Genomic DNA, 20,099 nt, shown 5'->3' with positions numbered 1-20,099 from the left:
CGTAGGGCGTATAACGCCTCTGGCGTTATCCGCCGTTTGACCTTGGTCGCCGGCCCGCTCGGTGTCGAGCTTGGCGCAGGTCACGCATTTCCCCGGTTCGACCGGGGCAGGGGCGGAGAGGAGGGTGAGGCGGCGTATAACCGCGAACGGTTATACGCCCTACGCCAGGGATGTTCTCGGCCTCCAAGACATAAATTGTCACACTTGCCCGTCATGCTGGCGCGGTCATCCCCCGCAACCGGATTCCCGCATGACTAGCGAAACCCTGGCCAGGGACGGCGCCGCCGTTCTCGAAGGCCGTCCGCACCTGGACAGCAAGCCCGGCCGCCTCACCGCCCTGGCGTTCTATGCATTGCTGGCCGTCGGCCTGCTGTTCTCCGCCTGGAGCCTGGTCCACGACGTCGACGAGGTGGCCAGCGCGGTCACCACCTGGACGCCTTTCCTGCTGCTCGGCGTGGCGCTGCTGATCGCCCTGGGGTTCGAGTTCGTCAACGGTTTCCACGACACCGCCAACGCCGTGGCCACCGTCATCTATACCCATTCGCTGCCGCCGCACTTCGCGGTGGTCTGGTCCGGCTGCTTCAACTTCCTCGGCGTGCTGCTCTCCAGCGGCGCGGTGGCCTTCGGCATCATCGCCCTGCTACCGGTGGAGCTGATCCTGCAGGTCGGCTCCTCGGCCGGCTTCGCCATGGTCTTCGCCCTGCTGATCGCCGCCATCCTGTGGAACCTCGGCACCTGGTGGCTGGGCCTGCCGGCATCGTCCTCGCACACCCTGATCGGCTCGATCATCGGCGTCGGCGTGGCCAACGCGCTGATGCACGGCCGCGACGGCACCAGCGGCGTGGATTGGGCGCAGGCGACCAAGGTCGGCTACTCGCTGCTGCTCTCGCCGCTGATCGGCTTCGCCTGCTCGGCGCTGTTGCTGCTGGCCCTGCGCCTGCTGGTGAAGAACCGCGCGCTGTACAAGGCACCCAAGGCCAAGGCGCCGCCGCCGTGGTGGATCCGCGGCCTGCTGGTGCTGACCTGCACCGGGGTGTCCTTCGCCCACGGCTCCAACGACGGGCAGAAGGGCATGGGCCTGATCATGCTGATCCTGATCGGCACCGTGCCCATGGCCTATGCGCTGAACCGCACCATCCCGGCCGACCAGACCACCGCCTTCGTGGTCCTCGCCGAAGCCACCCAGCAGGGCCTGCAACGTAGCGCCCAGGGCACGGCGCCGGCCGATCCGCGCCCGGTGCTCTCGGAGTACATCCGCACCCATGAAGTGAAACCGGCCGTGGTGCCCTCGCTGGCCGCGCTGACCGGCAGCATCGGCGCCGAGGTGAAGAGCTACGGCAGCCTGGCCAAGGTGCCCGCCGAGGCCATGGCCAACGTGCGCAACGACATGTACCTGGCCTCCGAGACCATCCGCGTGCTGGACAAGGACAAGGCCGGCGACTTCGACGCTGATACCCAGGCGCGGCTGATGGCCTTCAAGGGCAAGATCGACGACGCCACCCGCTTCATCCCACTGTGGGTGAAGATCGCCGTGGCCATCGCCCTCGGCCTGGGCACCATGGTCGGTTGGAAGCGCATCGTGGTGACCGTCGGCGAGAAGATCGGCAAGAGCCACCTGACCTACGCCCAGGGCGCCTCGGCCGAGGTGGTGGCGATGCTCACCATAGGCGCGGCGGACATGTACGGCCTGCCGGTGTCCACCACCCACGTGCTGTCCTCCGGCGTGGCCGGGACCATGGCGGCCAACGGCTCGGGTCTGCAGATGCGCACCATCCGCAACCTGCTGATGGCCTGGGTGCTGACGCTGCCGGCGGCCATCGTGCTGTCCGCCTCGCTGTACTGGCTGTTCACCAAGCTGTTCTGACGGATAGCCAGGTTCGCAGCGCCGCCCCTCGGGGCGGCGTTTTCGTTCATGGGCGCGGTGTGTGGCGTACCCGTAGGAGCGGGCCCTGCCCGCGATATCGCGCGCAGGGCGCGCTCCTACATGGGAATGGCGCGGGCGGCGCAGCCCCGTAGGATGGGTTGAGCGAAGCGATACCCATCGCCTCCACTGTTCGCGATGGAGCAGCGTCCCGCGAACGCGGGAAACCAGCGGCGGTTCGCGAGCAAGCGCGCTCCTACAGAGTGGGGCCGTGCTCTTCGTAGGAGCGAGCTTGCTCGCGAACAAAAAACATCCCTTTTGCCTGCTTGAAATATCGAACGACCGGTGCGTATTTTGTACAGGTCGCACAGCCTGTGTGCGGCCGTACTACAAGGATAAGAAGTCATGACTAGCGAAGGACGCAGCCCGCTCGCCGAGCGCCTGGCTGGAGTCGAAGAGATCGAATGCGTCACCCCCGACCTCAACGGGGTGCCGCGCGGCAAGGTGATGACCGGCGAGGGCTTCCTTTCCGGGCGGCGCCTGCAGCTGGCCCGCGGCGTGCTGCTGCAGTGCATCATGGGCGGCTACCCGCCGGCGCGCTTCTACGGCAGCGACGACGGCGACCTGGCCCTGGTCGCCGAGCCCACCCAGGTCCACCGCCTGCCCTGGAGCGACACTCCGCGCGCCCTGGCCATCTGCGACGCGGTGGAGCTGGACGGCCAGCCCTCCGGCCTGTCCAGCCGCGGCCTGCTCAAGCAGGTGGTGGCGCTCTATGCCGAACATGGCTGGCAACCGGTGGTGGCCACCGAGCTGGAATTCTTCGTCTTCGCCCCCAACCCGGACCCGCAACAGCCGTTCCAGCCGCCGCTGGGCCTGGACGGCCGCCGCGAGATGGGCCATTCGGCGTTCAGCGTGTCGTCCAACAACGGCCTGCGTCCGTTCTTCGAGGACGTCTACCGCTGCATGGCCGCGGTGGGGCTGGAGCGCGACACCTTCATGCACGAGATGGGCACCAGCCAGTTCGAGATCAACTTCCTGCACGGCGACCCGGTGCTGCTGGCCGACCAGACCTTCCTGTTCAAGCACCTGCTCAAGGAAGTGGCGCTCAAGCACGGCCTGCTCGTCGTGTGCATGGCCAAGCCGCTGGCGCACACCCCGGGCAGCTCCATGCACATCCACCAGAGCGTGGTAGACGGCGAGGGCCGCAACATCTTCAGCGACGCCGAGGGCGAGGCCACGCCGGCCTTCCGTCATTTCATCGGTGGCCTGCAGGCCTGCCTGGCCGACTTCACCCTGCTGTTCGCGCCCAACGTCAACTCGTTCCAGCGCCTGTGCCACCCCTACGCCTCGCCGAACAACGCCTGCTGGTCCCACGACAACCGCGCCGCCGGCCTGCGTATCCCGGCCAGCCCGCCGGTGGCGCGGCGGGTGGAGAACCGCCTGGCAGGCGCCGACGCCAACCCCTACCTGGCCATCGCCGCCAGCCTGGCTGCCGGCCTGCATGGCATCGACAACGAGCTGGAGCCCAGCGCAGCCATCCAGGGCGAGTTCGAGGTGCCGGACGAACTGCTGCTGCCCTGCACCATGTACGACGCCTTGCGCCGCCTGAAGCGCAGCGAGCTGGCGCGGCGGATGTTCGGCGCCGAATTCGTCGACGGCTACGTGGCCAGCAAGGAGCTGGAACTGACCAGCTTCTTCGACGAAATCACCCCCTGGGAACGCCGGGTGCTGGCCGCCCAGGCCTGAGGCCGAGCGGAGCCCGCCACGGCGGGTTCCGACCGCCGGCTTTGCCGTGGACGACACCTTCCTTTGTGTACCCGTCAAAGGGCTCGACGCGCCCTGCGGCAGGCTCTAGGCTGGTAGCGAACGCCCGCCTTCGCGCGGGCGTGCTTCGTGTAGTACGGCGGCGTCCTGCCGCCCGTCTTGGACCGGAGGTCCGATGCGGATTTTCACTGCCTTCCGTGCGCTTTACTTCGCCACCCTCACCCTGCTCACCGGCTCCGGCCTGCTGAGCACCTACCTGGGCCTGCGCCTGGCCGCCGAGAAGGTCGACGGCCTGTGGATCGGCGCCATGATGGCGGCCTACTACCTGGGCCTGGTGCTCGGCGGCAAGATCGGCCACCGGCTGATCGCCCGCGTCGGCCACATCCGCGCCTATGTCGCCTGCGGCGGCCTGGTGGTGGCGGCGGTCCTGGGCATCGGCCTGACCAACTGGCCGGCGATCTGGCTGCTGCTGCGCACGCTCATCGGCCTGGGCATGATGTGCCAGTACATGGTCATCGAGAGCTGGCTCAACGAGCAGGCCGAGGCACGCCAGCGCGGCGCGGTGTTCGCCGGCTACATGGTGGCTTCCTACCTGGGCCTGGTGGCCGGCCAACTGATCCTGGTGGCGCACCCGGGGCTGGGCCCGGACCTGCCGATGATGATCGCGCTGGCCTTCGCCCTGTCGCTGATCCCGGTGTCCATCACCCACAAGGTCCACCCCGCGCCGCTGCGCCCGGCGCCGCTGGAGCCGCGCTTCTTCATCCAGCGGGTGCCGCAGTCGCTGACCACGGTGCTGGTCTCCGGGCTGGTGATCGGCTCCTTCTACGGCCTGGCGCCGCTGTACGCCACCGAGCAGGGCCTGAGCGTCGAGCAGATCGGCGTGTTCATGGGCGTGTGCATCTTCGCCGGCCTGCTGGTGCAGTGGCCGCTGGGCTGGCTGTCGGACCGCTACGACCGCGCGCTGCTGATCCGCAACGCCGGCATCCTGCTGCTGGTGTTCGCCTTGCCGTTGGCGGTGCTGCCGTCGCTGCCGATGGAGGCCATGGTGCCGATGGGCTTCATGGTCTGCCTGGTGCAGTTCACCCTCTACCCGCTGGCGGTGGCTTTCTCCAACGACCACGTCGAGGGCGAGCGGCGCGTGTCGCTGACCGCCATGCTGCTGGTCACCTTCGGCGTCGGCGCCTGCATCGGCCCGCTGGCGACCGGCGCGCTGATGCGGGCGTTCGGCCCGAACATGCTCTATGCCTTCGCCGCGGCCTGCGCGCTGATCGTCATCTGGCGCGTGCGCCCGGAGAAGGTCAGCGGCCTGCACCGTGTCGACGAGGCGCCGGTGAAGCACGTGCCCACGCCGGACAGCCTGGCCAGCTCGCCGCTGTCGGCGGCGCTCGACCCGCGGGTGGCCGACGAAACGGTGGAAGAACAGATGAAGACCACCCCGGCGCCAGCGCCTGCGGCGCCCGAGACAGCCGGCGTGCCCGAGGCGGAAGAGGAAAGTCGGCCGGGGTAGGGCGGGGAAGGGCGGGCGCTAGAACAGTTCGTCCTTCTCGAAGCGCCGCGCTTCGCGCTGCAGCTGGTAGACGAAGCGCTCGATGTGGCGCTGCTCCAGGCCGCTCAGGCGGTTGAAGCGCAGGCCGGCGAAGCTGGCGTTGACCTTCTCGTCGAAGTGCACGTGGCGCAGTTCCACTTCCAGGGTGATGGCGCCGAACGGCAGGCGGGCGGTGAAGCGCTCGTAGAGCTGGCCGGGTTGCAGGCGCTCGTGCACGTCGCCGGCGAAGCGCACTTTGCAGCCGGTGGCGGAGATGTCCAGCAGGTTGCCGCTCAGCGCGGCCTTGAGCTTGTCGCCGGCCAGTTCCACGGCGACCGGCTGGGTCTGCTTGAGGGCAGCGCGGTAGGCGTTGCGGCGCTGGTGGTAGAGCATCTCGGCGGGCATCGGCAGCCAGTAGCAGCGGGCGCCGTCGAGTTCGCTGAACTGCGCGGCCTGCTGGCATTCCCAGGCGATCCGCACGCCTTCGTGGAAGGCCTCGATGCGGAAGTTTTCGCCGTTTTGCAGGAAGCGCTCGCCGTCGTTGGGGATCAGTTCGTCCAGGGCTACCCGGTTGCGTTCGCGGTCCACCGCGACGACGAAGCTCTGGAAGCGCTGGTTGCGCTCGGCGAAGCTGATCACCAGCGGGTCATGGCTATCCATCAGGATTCGCAGGTTGGCCTGGATCTCCACGGCCGCCTTGAGCGTTTTCGGCGGTTGCGGGCCATTTTCCTCGGCGAACGGGCTTGCCACTGTCCTACGATCTCCAGATGTATTTATTGTGGGAATTTTCTTTTGCAAGGCGATGGCATTCTGCCGCATCGCCCTGCCGGGCGCCAGGGTTCAGGCCTGGCTGAGGGGACGCTGGCGGCTGCCCTGGGTCGCGCCGCCGCGGCGGTCGTAGAGACTGGGGGTGTCCTGGCCGCGGAGGATGTCCAGCAGGCGACCGGTGGCGTGCTGGTTGTTGCGGATGATGCGGCCGTTGCGCAGGTTGGCCTGCTGGCACTGTTCCAGCAGCGCCGCCAGGCGCTCGCTGAGTTCCACGGTGCCCGGCTCCACCTTGCCCTGCGCGGCCAGCGCGGCGAGGCCGGCGCGGTCGCTGCTGACGCCGGCCTGGCGCAGCGTCTCGCTGCGCTGGCGGCCATTGCGCTCCAACTGCTGGAGCAGCGGCAGCTTGCTGTCGAGCAGGCCCTGCAGGCGCTCCAGGTCACGCGCGTCGAGGGCGTGGAATTCGTCCTCGATCAGCTGCAGAAGAGCCTCGGCGGCGCCGATATCCTCGGTGATCAGGTGGAGCAGGCTGGCGTTTGGCATGACGGCTCGGCGTTCAGGGCGTCCTTGGGGAACCCCGCGCTCAGCGCTGGGATTCGAAGTCGAGCAGTTTGCCGGCGACTTTCTGGCTGTCGACCTGGTAGCTGCCATCGGCGATGGCCTGCTTCAGCCGCGCGACCTTTTCCGAGTCGACGACGGGTTGGTCTTTCAGCTGGTCGCTGGCTTTCTGCAATTGCTGGGCGGTGCTGCTCAGTTGCACGGACTCACCGCTGCCAGCGGCCGACGCGCTGCCGGCGCTTTCGCTGCCGGCGGCTTCGCTGCGGCCGGCCTGGGGCTTGCCGGTGCTGCCGGTGGAGACCGGCGCGCTGGCATTGTTCAGCCGGTTGAAGTCGATGACCATGGTAGTGAACCTCTGCGGGTTTAGGACGCTTGCCTGTAGGTTTCGGCTGACATCCGTAAAACTTTAGGGCGGTTTTTCGTGCGCCTTCGCACAGTTTAGTGAAGGCTGGCGCGCAAGCGCCAGACTTCCGCCGCTAGAGCGTGACCTGCACCGCGCCTGGTTCCACCACCCGGGCCCTGATGATGCGCTGCGAACGCAGGTTGCGCACGCGAATCTGCTCGCCGGGCACCCCGTCGGCCATGGCCTCGCCGGGCATCACCACGTTGACCGCGCCGGTCTGCGCGCGGATCACCACCTGGTCGCCCTTGCGCACCGCCGCGGCCTGTTCGAGGAAGACCGGGGCGAGGATCTGGTCGCTGACCGCCGGTCGCTTGAGCTTCTGCCCCACGGCCTGCTGCGGGTCGGTCAGGTAGCCCTGGCTGAGCAGGCCGATGTCGCGCTCCATCAGGCTGATGTCGCCCGGCTCCAGCACGTGGTCGCGCTTGAGCGGCTGGGTGGTGACCACCACCTGGCGGAACAGCTTGACCTGCGCCGGCACGTACACCGACCAGGGCGAGGAGCCTTCGCAGCGCACCAGCACCGAGACGCGCCCCACGGGCTGCGCGGGGCTTTCCAGGGATTGCGTCAGGTCCTTGTCGCAGGCCGCCAGGCGCAGGCGCGGGTCGATGCGCGCCACTTCTATCTCGTAGCGTGCGTCGATACCGCTGCGTTGCAGATAATCTTCCACCTTGAACTCAAGAAAGCCCTGGGTGGAGCCGATAAGAATCTCGGGCGCGGTGAAGTCGTCGGCCCAGGTCGGACCCGGGGCGAACGCGCCCAGCATGCCGAGCACTCCGCAGAGTGACAGGGCATGGGCTCGGGACCGTCGGAAAAACGTCGTTGGCAGTTTCATGCCACGACTTCAAGCAAGGCTCGTGCCGATTGCCGCCCTGGGCGGCACGGCGGATACGAAGGGGGCGCAATGGCCGGAGTCATGGATTCGGTCAACCAGCGAACGCAGCTGGTTGGGCAGAATCGTCTCGAACTGCTGCTGTTCCGGCTGGATGGCAGCCAGTTGTACGGCATCAACGTGTTCAAGGTGAAGGAGGTACTGCAGTGCCCGCGCCTGACCGTGATGCCCAAGTCCAGTCCGGTGGTGCGCGGGGTGGCGAACATCCGTGGCGGCACCATTCCGATCCTCGACCTGTCGATGGCCACCGGCCGTCGCGGCCTGCGCGAGATCGACAACAGCTTCGTGATCATCACCGAGTACAACACCAAGGTGCAGGGCTTCCTGGTGCATTCGGTGGAACGCATCGTCAACATGAACTGGGAGGAGATCCATCCGCCACCCAAGGGCACCGGCCGCGACCACTACCTGACGGCGGTGACGCGGGTGGACAAGCAACTGGTGGAGATCATCGACGTGGAGAAGATCCTCGCCGAGGTCGCGCCCACCAGCGAGGACATCTCCGAAGGCGTGATCGACGCCGACACCCAGGCCCAGGCGGTGACCAAGCGGGTGCTGGTGGTGGACGACTCCTCGGTGGCGCGCAAGCAACTGATCCGCTGCCTGGAGACTGTCGGTGTGGAAGTGCTCGCGCTCAATGACGGACGCCAGGCGCTGGACTACCTTCAACAGATGCTGGCCGCCGGTGGCAATCCGGGCCAGGAATTGCTGATGGTGATCTCCGACATCGAGATGCCGGAAATGGATGGCTACACCCTGACCGCGGAGATTCGCCACGATCCGCGGCTGCAGGACCTGCACATTCTCCTGCATACTTCGCTGTCCGGGGTGTTCAACCAGGCGATGGTGCGGAAGGTCGGCGCCAACGACTTCCTCGCCAAGTTCCGGCCCGATGATCTGGCGGCGCGTGTCGTCGAGCGCATCAAGGCGGCGGACGCACGCTGAGGAGGGCACTTCGGGGTAGTCTGCAACGGCCGGGGGCGACCCCGGCCGCCTGGCGTCGGGATCGACGCCCGGCCAACTGGAAAGAGGCGTGATCGGTGACATCGACCAACATGGAATTCGAGCTGTTCCGGGACTTCCTGGAAAAGGCCTGCGGCATCGTCCTGGGTGCCAACAAGCAGTACCTGGTCGCCAGCCGCCTGAACAAGCTGATGGAGCAGCAGGGCATCAAGAGCCTGGGCGAGCTGGTGCAGAAGATCCAGGTCCGCAGCCAGCTGCGCGAGCAGGTGGTGGATGCCATGACCACCAACGAGACCCTCTGGTTTCGCGACACCTACCCCTTCGAGGTGCTGAAGAACCGCATCCTCGCCGAGCTGATCAAGGCCAACCCGGGCCAGCGCCTGCGCATCTGGTCGGCGGCCTGCTCCTCGGGGCAGGAGCCCTATTCGCTGTCGATGACCATCGACGAGTTCGAGAAGACCAACCTCGGCCAGCTCAAGGCCGGCGTGCAGATCGTCGCCACCGACCTCTCCGGTTCCATGCTCAACGCGGCGAAGGCCGGCGAGTACGACAGCCTGGCCATCGGCCGCGGGCTGTCCCAGGAGCGCCTGCAGCGCTACTTCGACACCAAGGGGCCGGGGCGCTGGGCGGTGAAGCCGGCGATCAAGGGCCGCGTCGAGTTCCGCGCGCTGAACCTGCTGGAGAGCTACGCCACCCTCGGCAAGTTCGACCTGATCTTCTGCCGCAACGTGCTCATCTACTTCTCCGCCGAGGTCAAGCGCGACATCCTGCTGCGCATGCACGCGGCGCTCAAGCCCGGCGGCTATCTGTTCCTCGGCGCTTCCGAGGCGCTCAATGGGCTGCCGGAGCATTACCAGATGGTCCAGTGCAACCCGGGGATCATCTACAAGGCCAAGTAGCCGGGCATTATGCCGATCACAGAAGGGCGCCCCTGGGGCGCCCTTCGCCTATCCGCACGAGCCGTTCGCCGTCTTGCCGGCTGTGCCTGGGGGCTTTCGTCGGATGGATTGAAGGGGCGTTTCGGAGTGTGCGGAGGTTTCATCGTAGGGCGCATGACGCCTGCGGCGTTATCCGCCGAATCGCGGACGGAGTCCGTTCCTACGCTTCCGGCAAACACCACACCCCGTAGGATGGGTTGAGCGAAGCGATACCCATCGTCACCACCGCATGGGTTTCGCAGGTTCAACCCATCCTACGGTTCCAGGGAAGCACGGGCGTAGGAGCGGACTTGTCCGCGATTGGACCCACCGCCCACGCCGGACGCCCCGGTGGCACGGAGGGTGTTCTTGAGCCCAACACCTACGTCACCGCTCACCCCTTCGAATGGGCAGAACGCATTGCCGCCGGGCGGTAAGGCCTTGCCGCTTGCCGCGGTTTGCCGCCCTTTGCCGCTCGCGGATCATCGGCAATTCATTGATTCATAAGGATTTAACGTTTTGGCACGCACCTTGCTGAAGTGCTGGCAAGCCCACACCGGCAAACAGGTTCGTGACCATGAGCATCAGCTTCGACTCCGCCCTCGGCATCCACGCACAAGCGCTCAGCTTCCGCTCGCAGCGCGCCGAAGTGCTGGCCAACAACCTGGCCAACGCCGACACCCCCAACTACAAGGCGCGCGACCTGGACTTCGCTTCGGTGCTCGCGGCCCAGGCCGACAAGGCCAAGAGCGGCACCTTCAGCACCGCCGTCACCAACGCCCGGCACATCGAGGCCGACGGAGTGGCCATGGGTGACGACTCGCTGAAATACCGCATCCCGACCAATCCCTCCATCGACCAGAACACCGTCGACGAGCAGGTCGAGCAGGCCAACTACGCGCAGAACGCCGTGCAGTTCCAGGCCAGCTTCACCTTCCTCAACAGCAAGTTCAAAGGCCTGATGGGCGCCCTGCGCGGAGAGTGATAGCCATGTCCCTTGCCAGTGTCTTCAACATCGCCGGTAGCGGCATGAGTGCCCAGACCACCCGTCTGAACACCACCGCCTCGAACATCGCCAACGCCGAGAGCGTGTCCTCGAGCATCGACCAGACCTACCGCGCCCGCCACCCGGTGTTCTCCGCCATGTTCCAGCAGGCGCAGAGCGGCCAGGGCTCGCTGTTCCAGGACACCGACCAGGCCGGCACCGGCGTGCAGGTGATGGGCGTGGTCGAGGACCAGAGCCCGCTGGTGCCGCGCTACGAGCCGAACCATCCGGCCGCCGACGCCAACGGCTACGTGTACTACCCCAACGTCAACGTGGTGGAGGAGATGGCCGACATGATGTCCGCCAGCCGCTCCTTCCAGAGCAATGCGGAAATGATGAACACCGCCAAGCAGATGATGCAGAAGGTCCTGACCCTGGGTCAGTAAGCGCAGAGGACGCCCCATGAGCATCGATAACACCAGCAGCACTTCGAACTCGATCCTCTCGTCGCTGAACGCCGGGTCGAGTTCCTCGTCTTCCACCTCGGAAACCGGCACCAGTGCGCTGGGCAAGGATTCGTTCCTGCAACTGCTGGTCACCCAGCTGAACAACCAGAACCCGCTGGACCCGCAGGACAACACCCAGTTCGTCTCCCAGCTCGCCCAGTTCAGCAGCCTGGAGAGCATGGAGAACCTGGATACCACCCTGGGCAACTTCTATTCCTCGTTCCAGTCGTCCCAGGCGCTGCAGGCCTCGTCCCTGGTCGGCCGCTCGGTGATCGTCAACTCCAGCAAGGTCCAGGTCGACGACCCCAGCGCCGGCGTGCAGGGCTCGCTGGTGATGCCGTCCAACGGCGATGGCGTGACCCTGAAAATCTATGACGACGACGGCGAGCTGGTGCGCACCATCGACATGGGCAGCCAGAAGAGCGGCAACATCGACTTCACCTGGGACGGCAAGGACGACAGCGGCGAGCAGGTGGCCTCCGGCACCTACACCATCAAGGCCACGGCCTCGCTGGACGGCACCAGCACCGCCCTGACCACCTATCTGCCGGCCACGGTCAACAGCGTCACGCTGGGCCAGAGCGGCGGGGAAATGACCCTCAATCTAGCTGGCATAGGCAGTGTCTCCGCCTCCAGCATTCAGACCATCGGAAAATAACGCCGTCCTTCGGCACGGGAGCTGACCATGTCTTTCAATACCGCCCTGAGTGGTTTGAACGCCGCTAGCACGGACCTGAACGTGACCGGCAACAACATCGCCAACGTCGGGACCACCGGCTTCAAGTCCTCGCGCACCGAGTTCGCCGACCTGTATGCCGCCTCGATGCTCGGCACCGGGCGCAACGCCGTGGGCAGCGGCGTGATCACCCAGTCGGTCTCGCAGCAGTTCACCCAGGGCAACCTGACCTCCACCGGCCGCAGCCTGGACCTGGCCATCAGCGGCAACGGCTTCTTCATGGTCAGCGACAACGGCAGCCGCCTGTACACCCGCAACGGTTCCTTCAATACCGATGCCAACGGCTACATCGTCGACGGCTCCGGCAACCGCCTGCAGGGCTATGGCGTCAACGGCAACGGCTCGGTCGTCAACGGTGTGATCACCGACCTGAAGGTGGACACCGCCAACCAGCCGCCGAGCCCGACCTCGAAGATCACCTCGACGCTGAGCCTGAACTCGGCGGCCAGCACGCCGACCAACGCCACCTTCGACCCGGCCGATTCCGACAGCTACAACTGGTCGACCTCGGTGGACATCTACGACTCCCAGGGCAACTCGCACACCATGACGAACTACTTCGTCAAGGACAGCAGCAACAACTGGACCATGCACACCCTGGTGGACGGCCGCTCGCCGACCGACCCGACCAGCACCACGCCGCTGACCAGCCAGCTGAGCTTCAACAGCTCCGGCCAACTGACCGGCGTCACCTCCACCGGCATGACCGTCAATGCGGACAAGACCATGACCCTCACCGGCTGGGTGCCGGCGGCGATCACCGATTCCACCACCGACCCGGTGACCTGGGGCGCCAACGGCGCGGCCGGGGCCACCGGCGGCATCAGCCTCGACCTGACCAAGACCACCCAGACCAACGCCGCCTTCGCGGTCACCGCGGTGACCCAGGACGGCTACGCCACCGGCCAGATGTCCGGCCTGTCGGTGGACGTGGACGGGCAGATGTATGCCACCTACACCAACGGCCAGTCCAAGGTGATCGGCCAACTGGTGCTGGCCAACTTCGCCAACACCCAGGGCCTGACCCCGGTCGGCAGCACCGCCTGGAAACAGTCGCTGGCCTCGGGCGAGGCGGTGATCGGCACGCCGACCTCCGGCACCCTGGGCTCGGTGGGTTCCGGCTCGCTGGAGGAGTCCAACGTCGACCTCACCGCGCAGCTGGTCAACCTGATAGTCGCGCAGCGCAACTACCAGGCCAACGCCAAGACCGTGCAGACCGAGAGCACCATCTCCGACACCATCATCAACCTGCGTTGATGGCGGCAAAGCGCTCTTGCCGCAGGCGGCAGCCCCTCGCCGCCTGACGGCCCCTCAGGCTCCTTCGGGAGCCTTTTCTTTTTCATTCGTCCTTTCGAATCAGCGGCTTGCGCTGATTTTTCAATTCTGGCACAGCCCTTGCTGAGACACCTCCAGCACCGCCGGGAATCCGACCCGGCACTGGAGGAATGCCTTGGACAGAATGCTGTATGTCGCCATGAGCGGCGCGAGCCAGAACACGCAGGCCATGCAGGCTCACGCCAACAACCTGGCGAACATTTCCACGACCGGTTTCCGTCGCGACTTCGAACAGGCGCGCGCGATGCCGGTCTTCGGCGACAGCTTTCCGGCGCGCGTGTTCGCCATGAGCGAACGCCCGGCCACCGACTTCACCGCCGGCGCCCTGCAGGAAACCGGACGTGACCTGGACGTCGCCGCCAAGGGCGACGCCTGGATCGCCGTGCAGGCCCCGGACGGCGGCGAAGCCTACGTGCGCACCGGCAGCCTGGAAATCGACGCCCTCGGCCAACTGCGCACCGGCGACGGTTTGCCGGTGCTCGGCAACGGCGGGCCGATCGCCATTCCGCCGGAAGAAAAGATCGAGATCGGCGAGGACGGCACCATCACCGTCCGCGGCCAGGGCAACAATCCCAACGCGCTGGCCACCGTCGACCGCATCAAGCTGGTCACCCCGGACCCGAAGCAACTGGAGAAGGGCACCGACGGCATGATCCGCATGAAGCAGGGCCAGCCGGCGCCGCAGCCCGACGCCAACGCCAGCGTGCAGTCCGGCTTCCTCGAGGCGAGCAACGTCAACGCGGTGGAAGAGATGACCTCGATCCTGGCGCTGTCCCGCCAGTTCGAGCTGCACGTGAAGATGATGCGTACCGCCGAGGACGATTCCCAGGCCATGGCGCGGGTTTTGCAATTTAGCTAATCACCAGATCGAGGCGTCATGAATCCGACGCCCGAGGAGAAGACATATGCTTCCGGCACTGTGGGTCAGCAAGACCGGCCTGTCCGCCCAGGACATGAACCTGACCACCATTTCCAACAACCTGGCGAACGTCTCGACCACCGGCTTCAAGCGCGATCGCGCCGAGTTCCAGGACCTGCTGTACCAGATCAAGCGCCAGCCCGGCGCCCAGTCGACCCAGGACAGCCAGCTGCCCTCGGGCCTGCAGCTGGGTACCGGTGTGCGCATCGTCGGCACCCAGAAGAACTTCACCGCCGGCAGCCTGCAGACCACCGACAACCCGCTGGACATGGCGGTCAACGGCCGCGGCTTCTTCCAGGTGCTGACCCCGGACGGCACCGTCGCCTACACCCGCGACGGCAGCTTCCACCTGAACTCCGACGGCCAGATCGTCACCTCCAACGGCAACGCCCTGGAGCCGGCCATCGTGGTCCCGGCGGAAACCCAGACCTTCACCGTCGGCAACGACGGCACCGTCTCGGTGACCGTGGCCGGCAACTCGCAGCCGCAGATCATCGGCAACATCCAGACCGCCGACTTCATCAACCCGGCGGGCCTGCAGGCGACCGGCAACAACCTGTTCCTGGAAACCGCCGCCAGCGGCGCGCCGCAGGTCGGCACCCCGGGCCTGAACGGCCTCGGCACCGTGCAGCAGAACACCCTGGAGAACTCCAACGTCAGCGTGGTGGAGGAGATGGTCAACATGATCACCACCCAGCGCGCCTACGAGATGAACTCCAAGGTGATCTCCACCGCCGACCAGATGCTGTCCTTCATCACCCAGAACCTTTGATGCATGACGCGGGCCCCGCGGCCCGCCAGTTAGTGGCTCTCCCCGAGAGGTAGTTGCAATGAACCGTTCCCATCTTCTCCCGCTGCTGGCGCTCGCCGCGCTGGCCGGTTGCGTCAGTCCTCCGCCGAAGCCGGACGACCCGTACTACGCGCCGGTCATGCCACGCACGCCCATGCCCGCGGCGCAGAACAACGGTTCCATCTACCAGGCCGGGTTCGAAAACAACCTCTACGGCGACCGCAAGGCCTTCCGCATCGGTGACATCATCACCATCACCCTCAACGAGAAGACCCAGGCGAGCAAGAAGGCCAACTCGGACATCTCCAAGGACAGCAGCAACAAGATGGGGCTGACCTCGCTGTTCGGCAGCAAGGCCACCACCAACAACCCCTTCGGCAGCGGCGACCTGAGCCTCAGCGCCGAGTACAGCGGCAACCGCGAGACCAAGGGCGACAGCGCGGCGGGGCAGAGCAACAGCCTGACCGGCTCGATCACCGTGACCGTGGCCGAAGTCATGCCCAACGGCATCCTCGCCGTGCGCGGCGAGAAGTGGATGACGCTGAACACCGGCAACGAGCTGGTGCGCATCGCCGGGCTGATCCGCGCCGACGATATCGCCACCGACAACACCGTGTCCTCGACCCGCGTGGCGGATGCGCGCATCACCTACTCGGGCACCGGCGCCTTCGCCGACGCCAGCCAGCCGGGCTGGCTGGACCGCTTCTTCCTCAGCCCGCTGTGGCCGTTCTGAGGGTGGCCGACATGGCTTTCACAGGAGCGAGACTGCTCGCGAAAATCGGCGCTGGAAGGGTTCGCGAGCAAGCTCGCGCCTACGGCCTGGCATTGCTGTGCCTGTTCCTCTGCCTGCCGGCCCACGCCGAGCGCCTGAAGGACATCGCCAGCATCCAGGGCGTGCGCAGCAACCAGCTGATCGGCTACGGCCTGGTGGTCGGCCTCAACGGCTCCGGCGACCAGACCACGCAGACGCCCTTCACTCTGCAGACCTTCAACAACATGCTGGCGCAGTTCGGCATCAAGGTGCCGGCCGGCAGCGGCAACGTGCAGCTGAAGAACGTCGCCGCGGTGTCGGTGCACGCCGACCTGCCGCCCTTCGCCAAGCCGGGCCAGACCATCGACGTGACCATCTCCTCCATCGGCAACGCCAAGAGCCTGCGCGGCGGCAGCCTGCTGATGACCCAGCTCAAGGGCATCGACGGCCAGACCTACGCCATCGCCCAGGGCAACCTGGTGGTGGGCGGCTTCGACGCCGAGGGCCGCGACGGCTCGAAGATCACCGTCAACGTGCCGTCGGCCGGGCGCATTCCCTCCGGCGCCACCGTCGAACGCGCGGTGCCGAGCGGCTTCGACCAGGGCAACAGCCTGACGCTGAACCTCAACCGTCCGGACTTCACCACCGCCAAGCATATCGTCGACCGCATCAACGACATGCTCGGCCCGGGCGTGGCCCAGGCCATCGACGGCGGCTCGGTGCGCGTCAGCGCGCCGCTGGACCCGAACCAGCGGGTGGACTACATGTCGGTGCTGGAGAACCTGGAGATCCAGTCCGGCGAGGCGGTGGCCAAGGTCATCATCAACTCGCGCACCGGCACCATCGTCATCGGCCAGAACGTGCGCGTGTCGCCGGCCGCCGTCACCCACGGCAGCCTCACCGTGACCATCACCGAGGACCCGATCGTCAGCCAGCCCGGCCCCTTCTCCAACGGCGAGACCGCGGTGGTGCCGCGCTCGCGGGTGAACGCCGAGCAGGAAGCCAAGCCGATGTTCAAGTTCGGCCCCGGCACCACCCTGGACGAGATCGTCCGCGCGGTGAATCAGGTGGGCGCGGCGCCCAGCGACCTGATGGCCATTCTCGAAGCCCTCAAGCAGGCCGGCGCGTTGCAGGCCGAGCTGATCGTCATCTGAGGACGCCGCCATGGACGCACGACTGCTCAACTCCGGCACCAGCGCCAGCGACAGCCAGGCCTACACCGACCTCAACCGCTTGAGCCAGCTGAAGAGCGGCGACCGCAACAGCCAGGGCAACATCCGCAAGGTGGCCCAGGAGTTCGAGTCGCTGTTCCTCAACGAGATGCTCAAGTCGATGCGCTCGGCCAACGAAGTGTTCGCCAAGGACAACCCGCTCAACAGCGAGACCGCCAAGCAGTACCAGGACATGTACGACCACCAGCTGTCGGTGTCCCTGGCGCGCGAGGGGCACGGCATCGGCCTGGCCGACGTGCTGGTCAAGCAGATGGAGAAGATGCAGGGCGTGCGCCACACCGGCAACAACCCCTTCGCCCAGGTGCAGGCGCAATCCGACACCCAGGCTACCCAGGCCACCCAGGCTGTAGCGGGGCAGGACCGGCAGCGGGCCAGGAGCCTGTGGTCCGCCAGCGGCAAGCCGCTGGCGCAGCCCGAGCCCGGCCGCGACGACCGCCAGGCGCTGAACGCGCGGCGCCTGGCCCTGCCGGGCACGCTGGCCAAGCGCATAGCCGCCGGCATAGTGCCGGACGCCAATGCCACCAGCGCCAGCCAGCCGACGCAGCTGGCCAGCGGCGACTGGCGCAACGGCAGGGGCTACGCCCGCCAGGACGATACCGCCGGCAGCGCCGCCGTCGCCGATACCTCGGCCATCTCGACCAAGCCGGGCAAGTCCATGTTCGCCTCGGCCGACGACTTCGTCGCCACCATGCTGCCCATGGCCGAACGCGCGGCCAAGCGCATCGGCGTCGACCCGCGCTACCTGGTGGCCCAGGCCGCGCTGGAAACCGGCTGGGGCAAGAAGATGATCGCCCAGCGCGACGGCAGCAGCAGCCACAACCTGTTTGGCATCAAGAGCGGTTCGAGCTGGAGGGGCGACTCGGCGCGAGCGGTCACCAGCGAGTACGAGAACGGCAAGCAGGTGAAGGAAGTGGCCTCGTTCCGTGCCTACAACTCCTTCGAGCAGAGCTTCCAAGACTACGTCAGCTTCCTGCAGAACAACGACCGCTACCAGGGCGCCCTGGACTCCGCCGCGCGCCCCGAGCAGTTCATGAAGGAGCTGCAGCGCGCCGGCTACGCCACCGACCCGCAATACGCGCGCAAGGTCTCGCAGATCGCCAGGCAGGTGCAGGTCTACCAGACCGTGGCCATGGCCGACGCCCCGACCCGTACGCTTTGAAGAATGGAACGCTCTAAGGAAAGCCCATGAGCCTGTTATCCATAGGATTGTCCGGTCTCAACGCCTCGCAAACGGCGCTGAGCACCACCGGCAACAACATCACCAACGTCGACACCGCCGGCTATACCCGCCAGCAGTCGATGCAGGTCAGTTCGGCAGCGCAGTTCTCCGGGCGCTACTACGTGGGCACCGGCACCACGGTGCAGGACGTGCGCCGGATGTACAGCGAGTTCCTGGCCAACCAGCTGCGCGGCGCGACGGCGGTGAACAGCGATGCGCAGACCTACCTGAGCCAGGTCAACCAGGTCGACTCGCTGCTGTCGGACAGCACCACCGGCCTGTCCTCGGTGATGCAGAACTTCTTCGCCTCGCTGCAGACCGCGGCCGGCACCCCGACCGACTCCGCCTCGCGGCAACTGGTGCTGACCCAGGCGAAGAACCTGGCGCAACGCTTCAATTCCATCTCCACCCAGCTGGGCACCCAGAACGGCTACGTCAACACCCAGATGAGCAGCCTGGCCGGGCAGGTCAGCGACCTGGCCAAGACCATCGCCCAGTACAACCAGGCGATCACCGCCGCCGAGTCCGCCGGCGCCAGCGCCAACGACCTGCAGGACAAGCGCGACCAGGCGGTGGTGCAGCTGTCGGACATGATCGGCGTCAGCGTGGTCAAGCAGGGCAGCAGCTACAACCTCTACCTGGGCTCCGGCCAGCCGCTGGTGGTGGGCAGCAACGCCTCGACCCTGAGCGCCGCGCCCAGCGCCAGCAACCCGTCGCAGTACAGCCTGTCGCTGAACTCCAGCTCCAGCGGCGTGACCGTGGACGTCACCTCGGTGGTCACCGGCGGCCAGATGGGCGGCCTGCTGCGCTACCGCAGCGAGGTGCTGAACACCACCCAGAACGAACTGGGGCGCATGGCCATCGTCCTCGCCGACACCTTCAACAGCCAGTTGGCCCAGGGCCTGGACCTCAACGGCAACTTCGGCGCCGCGCTGTTCAAGGACATCAACGACGCCAGCGTGATCGGCAACCGCAGCCTGGCCAACGGCCTCAACAGCGGCACCGGCAACCTCAACGTCAGCATCGACGACAGCAGCGCGCTGACCACCAGCGACTACGAGGTGACCTTCACCTCGGCCACCGGCTACACCGTCAGGCGCCTGTCCGATGGCGAGGTGATGGGCAGCGGCGACCTCACCGACGATCCGCCCAAGGAGTTCGACGGCTTCAGCCTCAGCCAGCAGAGCGTCGGCACCATCCAGGCCGGCGACCGCTTCACGGTGATCCCCACGCGCACCGCGGCGGCGGACATCTCCGTGGCGATGACCGACGCCAACCGCCTGGCGCTGGCCTCGCCGCTGGTCTCCACCACCACCACCGGCAACATCGGCAGCGGCACCATCAGCGGCACCAGCCTGACCACCGAGCTCGACGCCAGCAACAGCGCCGACCTGGCGGCGGCGATCAAGGCCGGCATGCCGGTCAAGCTGGTGTTCGACGCCGCCGCCGGCGACGGCACCCAGGGCTACACGATCTACGATTCCGCCGGCAACTCGCTGGGCACCGGCAGCATAGTGCCGGGGCAGAGCAACGACATCAGCGTCACCGTGCCCGGCACGCCGTCGTTCAGCTTCCAGACCAGCATCGGCGGCTACCCCGGCAGCGGCGACAGCTTCACCGTCGCCTTCAATTCCGATGGCGACGCCGACAATGGCAACGCGCAGAAGCTCATCGACCTGCAGAGCGCCAAGACCGTGGGCAGCGGCACCGGCAGTGGCAGCGGCATGAGCCTGACCGGCGCCTACAGCAGCCTGACCGAGACCGTCGGCGCCCAGGCCAACCAGGCCCAGCTGGACGCCACCGCCACCAATGCGGTGCTGACCCAGGCGCAGAACACCCGCGACTCGCTGTCGGCGGTCAACCTCGACGAGGAAGCGGCCAACCTGGTGAAGTTCCAGCAGTACTACACGGCCTCCGCGCAGATCATCAAGACCGCGCAGACGCTCTTCGACACCCTGATCAACAACATCTGAGGCGGCCG

At 66.8% G+C, this 20,099-nt stretch carries 19 protein-coding genes; 15 read left to right on the top strand and 4 right to left on the bottom strand.

Translation table 11 applies throughout. From position 1 onward, the window contains the following. Positions 1-250 precede the first annotated feature (250 nt). The 3 genes from BM060_RS00660 to BM060_RS00650 all read left to right on the top strand — a co-directional run bounded on the left by BM060_RS00660 (position 251) and on the right by BM060_RS00650 (position 5,132). Positions 251-1,864: an inorganic phosphate transporter gene (locus BM060_RS00660; RefSeq protein ID WP_074976370.1), complete on the top strand. Its 1,614-nt coding sequence runs from the start codon at positions 251-253 to the stop codon at positions 1,862-1,864. A 504-nt stretch (positions 1,865-2,368) separates the two neighbouring features. After that, positions 2,369-3,607 (top strand): glutamine synthetase family protein, encoded by a 1,239-nt coding sequence (locus tag BM060_RS00655; protein ID WP_167858380.1) that lies wholly within the window; start codon positions 2,369-2,371, stop codon positions 3,605-3,607. Positions 3,608-3,800: 193 nt separating this feature from the next. Continuing rightward, the gene (locus BM060_RS00650) at positions 3,801-5,132 is read left to right on the top strand and encodes an MFS transporter (RefSeq protein WP_074976365.1); all 1,332 of its coding nucleotides are present in this window, start codon (positions 3,801-3,803) and stop codon (positions 5,130-5,132) included. Positions 5,133-5,150: 18 nt separating this feature from the next. On the opposite strand, the gene BM060_RS00645 is transcribed toward BM060_RS00650, so the two are convergent. From BM060_RS00645 to flgA, 4 genes are all read right to left on the bottom strand, one after another. After that, positions 5,151-5,900, bottom strand: coding sequence for a flagellar brake protein (locus tag BM060_RS00645; RefSeq protein WP_135499861.1), 750 nt, complete (start codon positions 5,898-5,900; stop codon positions 5,151-5,153). Positions 5,901-5,990: 90 nt separating this feature from the next. Then, complete coding sequence (locus tag BM060_RS00640) at positions 5,991-6,458, bottom strand: flagella synthesis protein FlgN (RefSeq protein ID WP_043319397.1); 468 nt, start codon at positions 6,456-6,458, stop codon at positions 5,991-5,993. 40 nt (positions 6,459-6,498) lie between these two features. Next, complete coding sequence (flgM, locus tag BM060_RS00635; protein WP_009620820.1) at positions 6,499-6,816, bottom strand: flagellar biosynthesis anti-sigma factor FlgM; 318 nt, start codon at positions 6,814-6,816, stop codon at positions 6,499-6,501. 133 nt (positions 6,817-6,949) lie between these two features. Then, a complete protein-coding gene (gene flgA / locus BM060_RS00630) occupies positions 6,950-7,639 on the bottom strand; it encodes a flagellar basal body P-ring formation chaperone FlgA (protein WP_135499860.1) in 690 nt (229 codons plus the stop codon). A 138-nt stretch (positions 7,640-7,777) separates the two neighbouring features. On the opposite strand from flgA, the gene BM060_RS00625 reads away from it, so the two are divergent. The 12 genes from BM060_RS00625 to flgK all read left to right on the top strand — a co-directional run bounded on the left by BM060_RS00625 (position 7,778) and on the right by flgK (position 20,091). Next, entirely contained in the window at positions 7,778-8,710 is a 933-nt protein-coding gene (locus tag BM060_RS00625; RefSeq protein ID WP_009620824.1) for a chemotaxis protein CheV, read from the top strand. Positions 8,711-8,820: 110 nt separating this feature from the next. Next, positions 8,821-9,627 (top strand): protein-glutamate O-methyltransferase CheR, encoded by an 807-nt coding sequence (gene cheR / locus BM060_RS00620; RefSeq protein ID WP_301296036.1) that lies wholly within the window; start codon positions 8,821-8,823, stop codon positions 9,625-9,627. A gap of 595 nt (positions 9,628-10,222) precedes the next feature. Beyond that, the gene (gene flgB / locus BM060_RS00615) at positions 10,223-10,630 is read left to right on the top strand and encodes a flagellar basal body rod protein FlgB (RefSeq protein ID WP_009620829.1); all 408 of its coding nucleotides are present in this window, start codon (positions 10,223-10,225) and stop codon (positions 10,628-10,630) included. A 5-nt stretch (positions 10,631-10,635) separates the two neighbouring features. Next, positions 10,636-11,076, top strand: a complete 441-nt coding sequence (gene flgC / locus BM060_RS00610) for a flagellar basal body rod protein FlgC (RefSeq protein WP_043319383.1) — start codon at positions 10,636-10,638, stop codon at positions 11,074-11,076. A 16-nt stretch (positions 11,077-11,092) separates the two neighbouring features. After that, positions 11,093-11,794: a flagellar hook assembly protein FlgD gene (gene flgD / locus BM060_RS00605; RefSeq protein ID WP_043267665.1), complete on the top strand. Its 702-nt coding sequence runs from the start codon at positions 11,093-11,095 to the stop codon at positions 11,792-11,794. A 27-nt stretch (positions 11,795-11,821) separates the two neighbouring features. Beyond that, the gene (flgE, locus tag BM060_RS00600) at positions 11,822-13,129 is read left to right on the top strand and encodes a flagellar hook protein FlgE (RefSeq protein ID WP_009620835.1); all 1,308 of its coding nucleotides are present in this window, start codon (positions 11,822-11,824) and stop codon (positions 13,127-13,129) included. Positions 13,130-13,322: 193 nt separating this feature from the next. After that, positions 13,323-14,066 (top strand): flagellar basal-body rod protein FlgF, encoded by a 744-nt coding sequence (gene flgF, locus BM060_RS00595; protein WP_058072092.1) that lies wholly within the window; start codon positions 13,323-13,325, stop codon positions 14,064-14,066. 46 nt (positions 14,067-14,112) lie between these two features. Further along, positions 14,113-14,898, top strand: coding sequence for a flagellar basal-body rod protein FlgG (flgG, locus tag BM060_RS00590; protein WP_074976357.1), 786 nt, complete (start codon positions 14,113-14,115; stop codon positions 14,896-14,898). Between the two features lie 58 nt (positions 14,899-14,956). Further along, positions 14,957-15,649, top strand: coding sequence for a flagellar basal body L-ring protein FlgH (flgH, locus tag BM060_RS00585; RefSeq protein ID WP_009620840.1), 693 nt, complete (start codon positions 14,957-14,959; stop codon positions 15,647-15,649). An 11-nt stretch (positions 15,650-15,660) separates the two neighbouring features. After that, the gene (locus BM060_RS00580) at positions 15,661-16,821 is read left to right on the top strand and encodes a flagellar basal body P-ring protein FlgI (protein WP_245322963.1); all 1,161 of its coding nucleotides are present in this window, start codon (positions 15,661-15,663) and stop codon (positions 16,819-16,821) included. A 10-nt stretch (positions 16,822-16,831) separates the two neighbouring features. After that, positions 16,832-18,058, top strand: a complete 1,227-nt coding sequence (flgJ, locus tag BM060_RS00575; protein WP_074976354.1) for a flagellar assembly peptidoglycan hydrolase FlgJ — start codon at positions 16,832-16,834, stop codon at positions 18,056-18,058. A 26-nt stretch (positions 18,059-18,084) separates the two neighbouring features. Then, complete coding sequence (flgK, locus tag BM060_RS00570) at positions 18,085-20,091, top strand: flagellar hook-associated protein FlgK (protein ID WP_074976352.1); 2,007 nt, start codon at positions 18,085-18,087, stop codon at positions 20,089-20,091. Positions 20,092-20,099 lie beyond the last annotated feature (8 nt).

Source organism: Pseudomonas citronellolis, assembly GCF_900112375.1.
GTDB lineage: Bacteria > Pseudomonadota > Gammaproteobacteria > Pseudomonadales > Pseudomonadaceae > Pseudomonas > Pseudomonas citronellolis.
This window is presented reverse-complemented; position numbering and strand designations above follow the sequence as displayed.

Excerpts from the sequence above, each read along its gene's own strand:
- BM060_RS00660 (WP_074976370.1), top strand. The coding sequence starts at position 251 with ATGACTAGCGAAACCCTGGCCAGGGACGGCGCCGCCGTTCTCGAAGGC.
- BM060_RS00655 (WP_167858380.1), top strand. The coding sequence starts at position 2,369 with ATGACCGGCGAGGGCTTCCTTTCCGGGCGGCGCCTGCAGCTGGCCCGC.
- BM060_RS00650 (WP_074976365.1), top strand. The coding sequence starts at position 3,801 with ATGCGGATTTTCACTGCCTTCCGTGCGCTTTACTTCGCCACCCTCACC.
- BM060_RS00640 (WP_043319397.1), bottom strand. The coding sequence starts at position 6,458 with ATGCCAAACGCCAGCCTGCTCCACCTGATCACCGAGGATATCGGCGCC.
- flgM (WP_009620820.1), bottom strand. The coding sequence starts at position 6,816 with ATGGTCATCGACTTCAACCGGCTGAACAATGCCAGCGCGCCGGTCTCC.
- flgA (WP_135499860.1), bottom strand. The coding sequence starts at position 7,639 with ATGCTGGGCGCGTTCGCCCCGGGTCCGACCTGGGCCGACGACTTCACC.
- BM060_RS00625 (WP_009620824.1), top strand. The coding sequence starts at position 7,778 with ATGGCCGGAGTCATGGATTCGGTCAACCAGCGAACGCAGCTGGTTGGG.
- cheR (WP_301296036.1), top strand. The coding sequence starts at position 8,821 with ATGGAATTCGAGCTGTTCCGGGACTTCCTGGAAAAGGCCTGCGGCATC.
- flgB (WP_009620829.1), top strand. The coding sequence starts at position 10,223 with ATGAGCATCAGCTTCGACTCCGCCCTCGGCATCCACGCACAAGCGCTC.
- flgC (WP_043319383.1), top strand. The coding sequence starts at position 10,636 with ATGTCCCTTGCCAGTGTCTTCAACATCGCCGGTAGCGGCATGAGTGCC.
- flgD (WP_043267665.1), top strand. The coding sequence starts at position 11,093 with ATGAGCATCGATAACACCAGCAGCACTTCGAACTCGATCCTCTCGTCG.
- flgE (WP_009620835.1), top strand. The coding sequence starts at position 11,822 with ATGTCTTTCAATACCGCCCTGAGTGGTTTGAACGCCGCTAGCACGGAC.
- flgG (WP_074976357.1), top strand. The coding sequence starts at position 14,113 with ATGCTTCCGGCACTGTGGGTCAGCAAGACCGGCCTGTCCGCCCAGGAC.
- flgH (WP_009620840.1), top strand. The coding sequence starts at position 14,957 with ATGAACCGTTCCCATCTTCTCCCGCTGCTGGCGCTCGCCGCGCTGGCC.
- BM060_RS00580 (WP_245322963.1), top strand. The coding sequence starts at position 15,661 with ATGGCTTTCACAGGAGCGAGACTGCTCGCGAAAATCGGCGCTGGAAGG.
- flgJ (WP_074976354.1), top strand. The coding sequence starts at position 16,832 with ATGGACGCACGACTGCTCAACTCCGGCACCAGCGCCAGCGACAGCCAG.
- flgK (WP_074976352.1), top strand. The coding sequence starts at position 18,085 with ATGAGCCTGTTATCCATAGGATTGTCCGGTCTCAACGCCTCGCAAACG.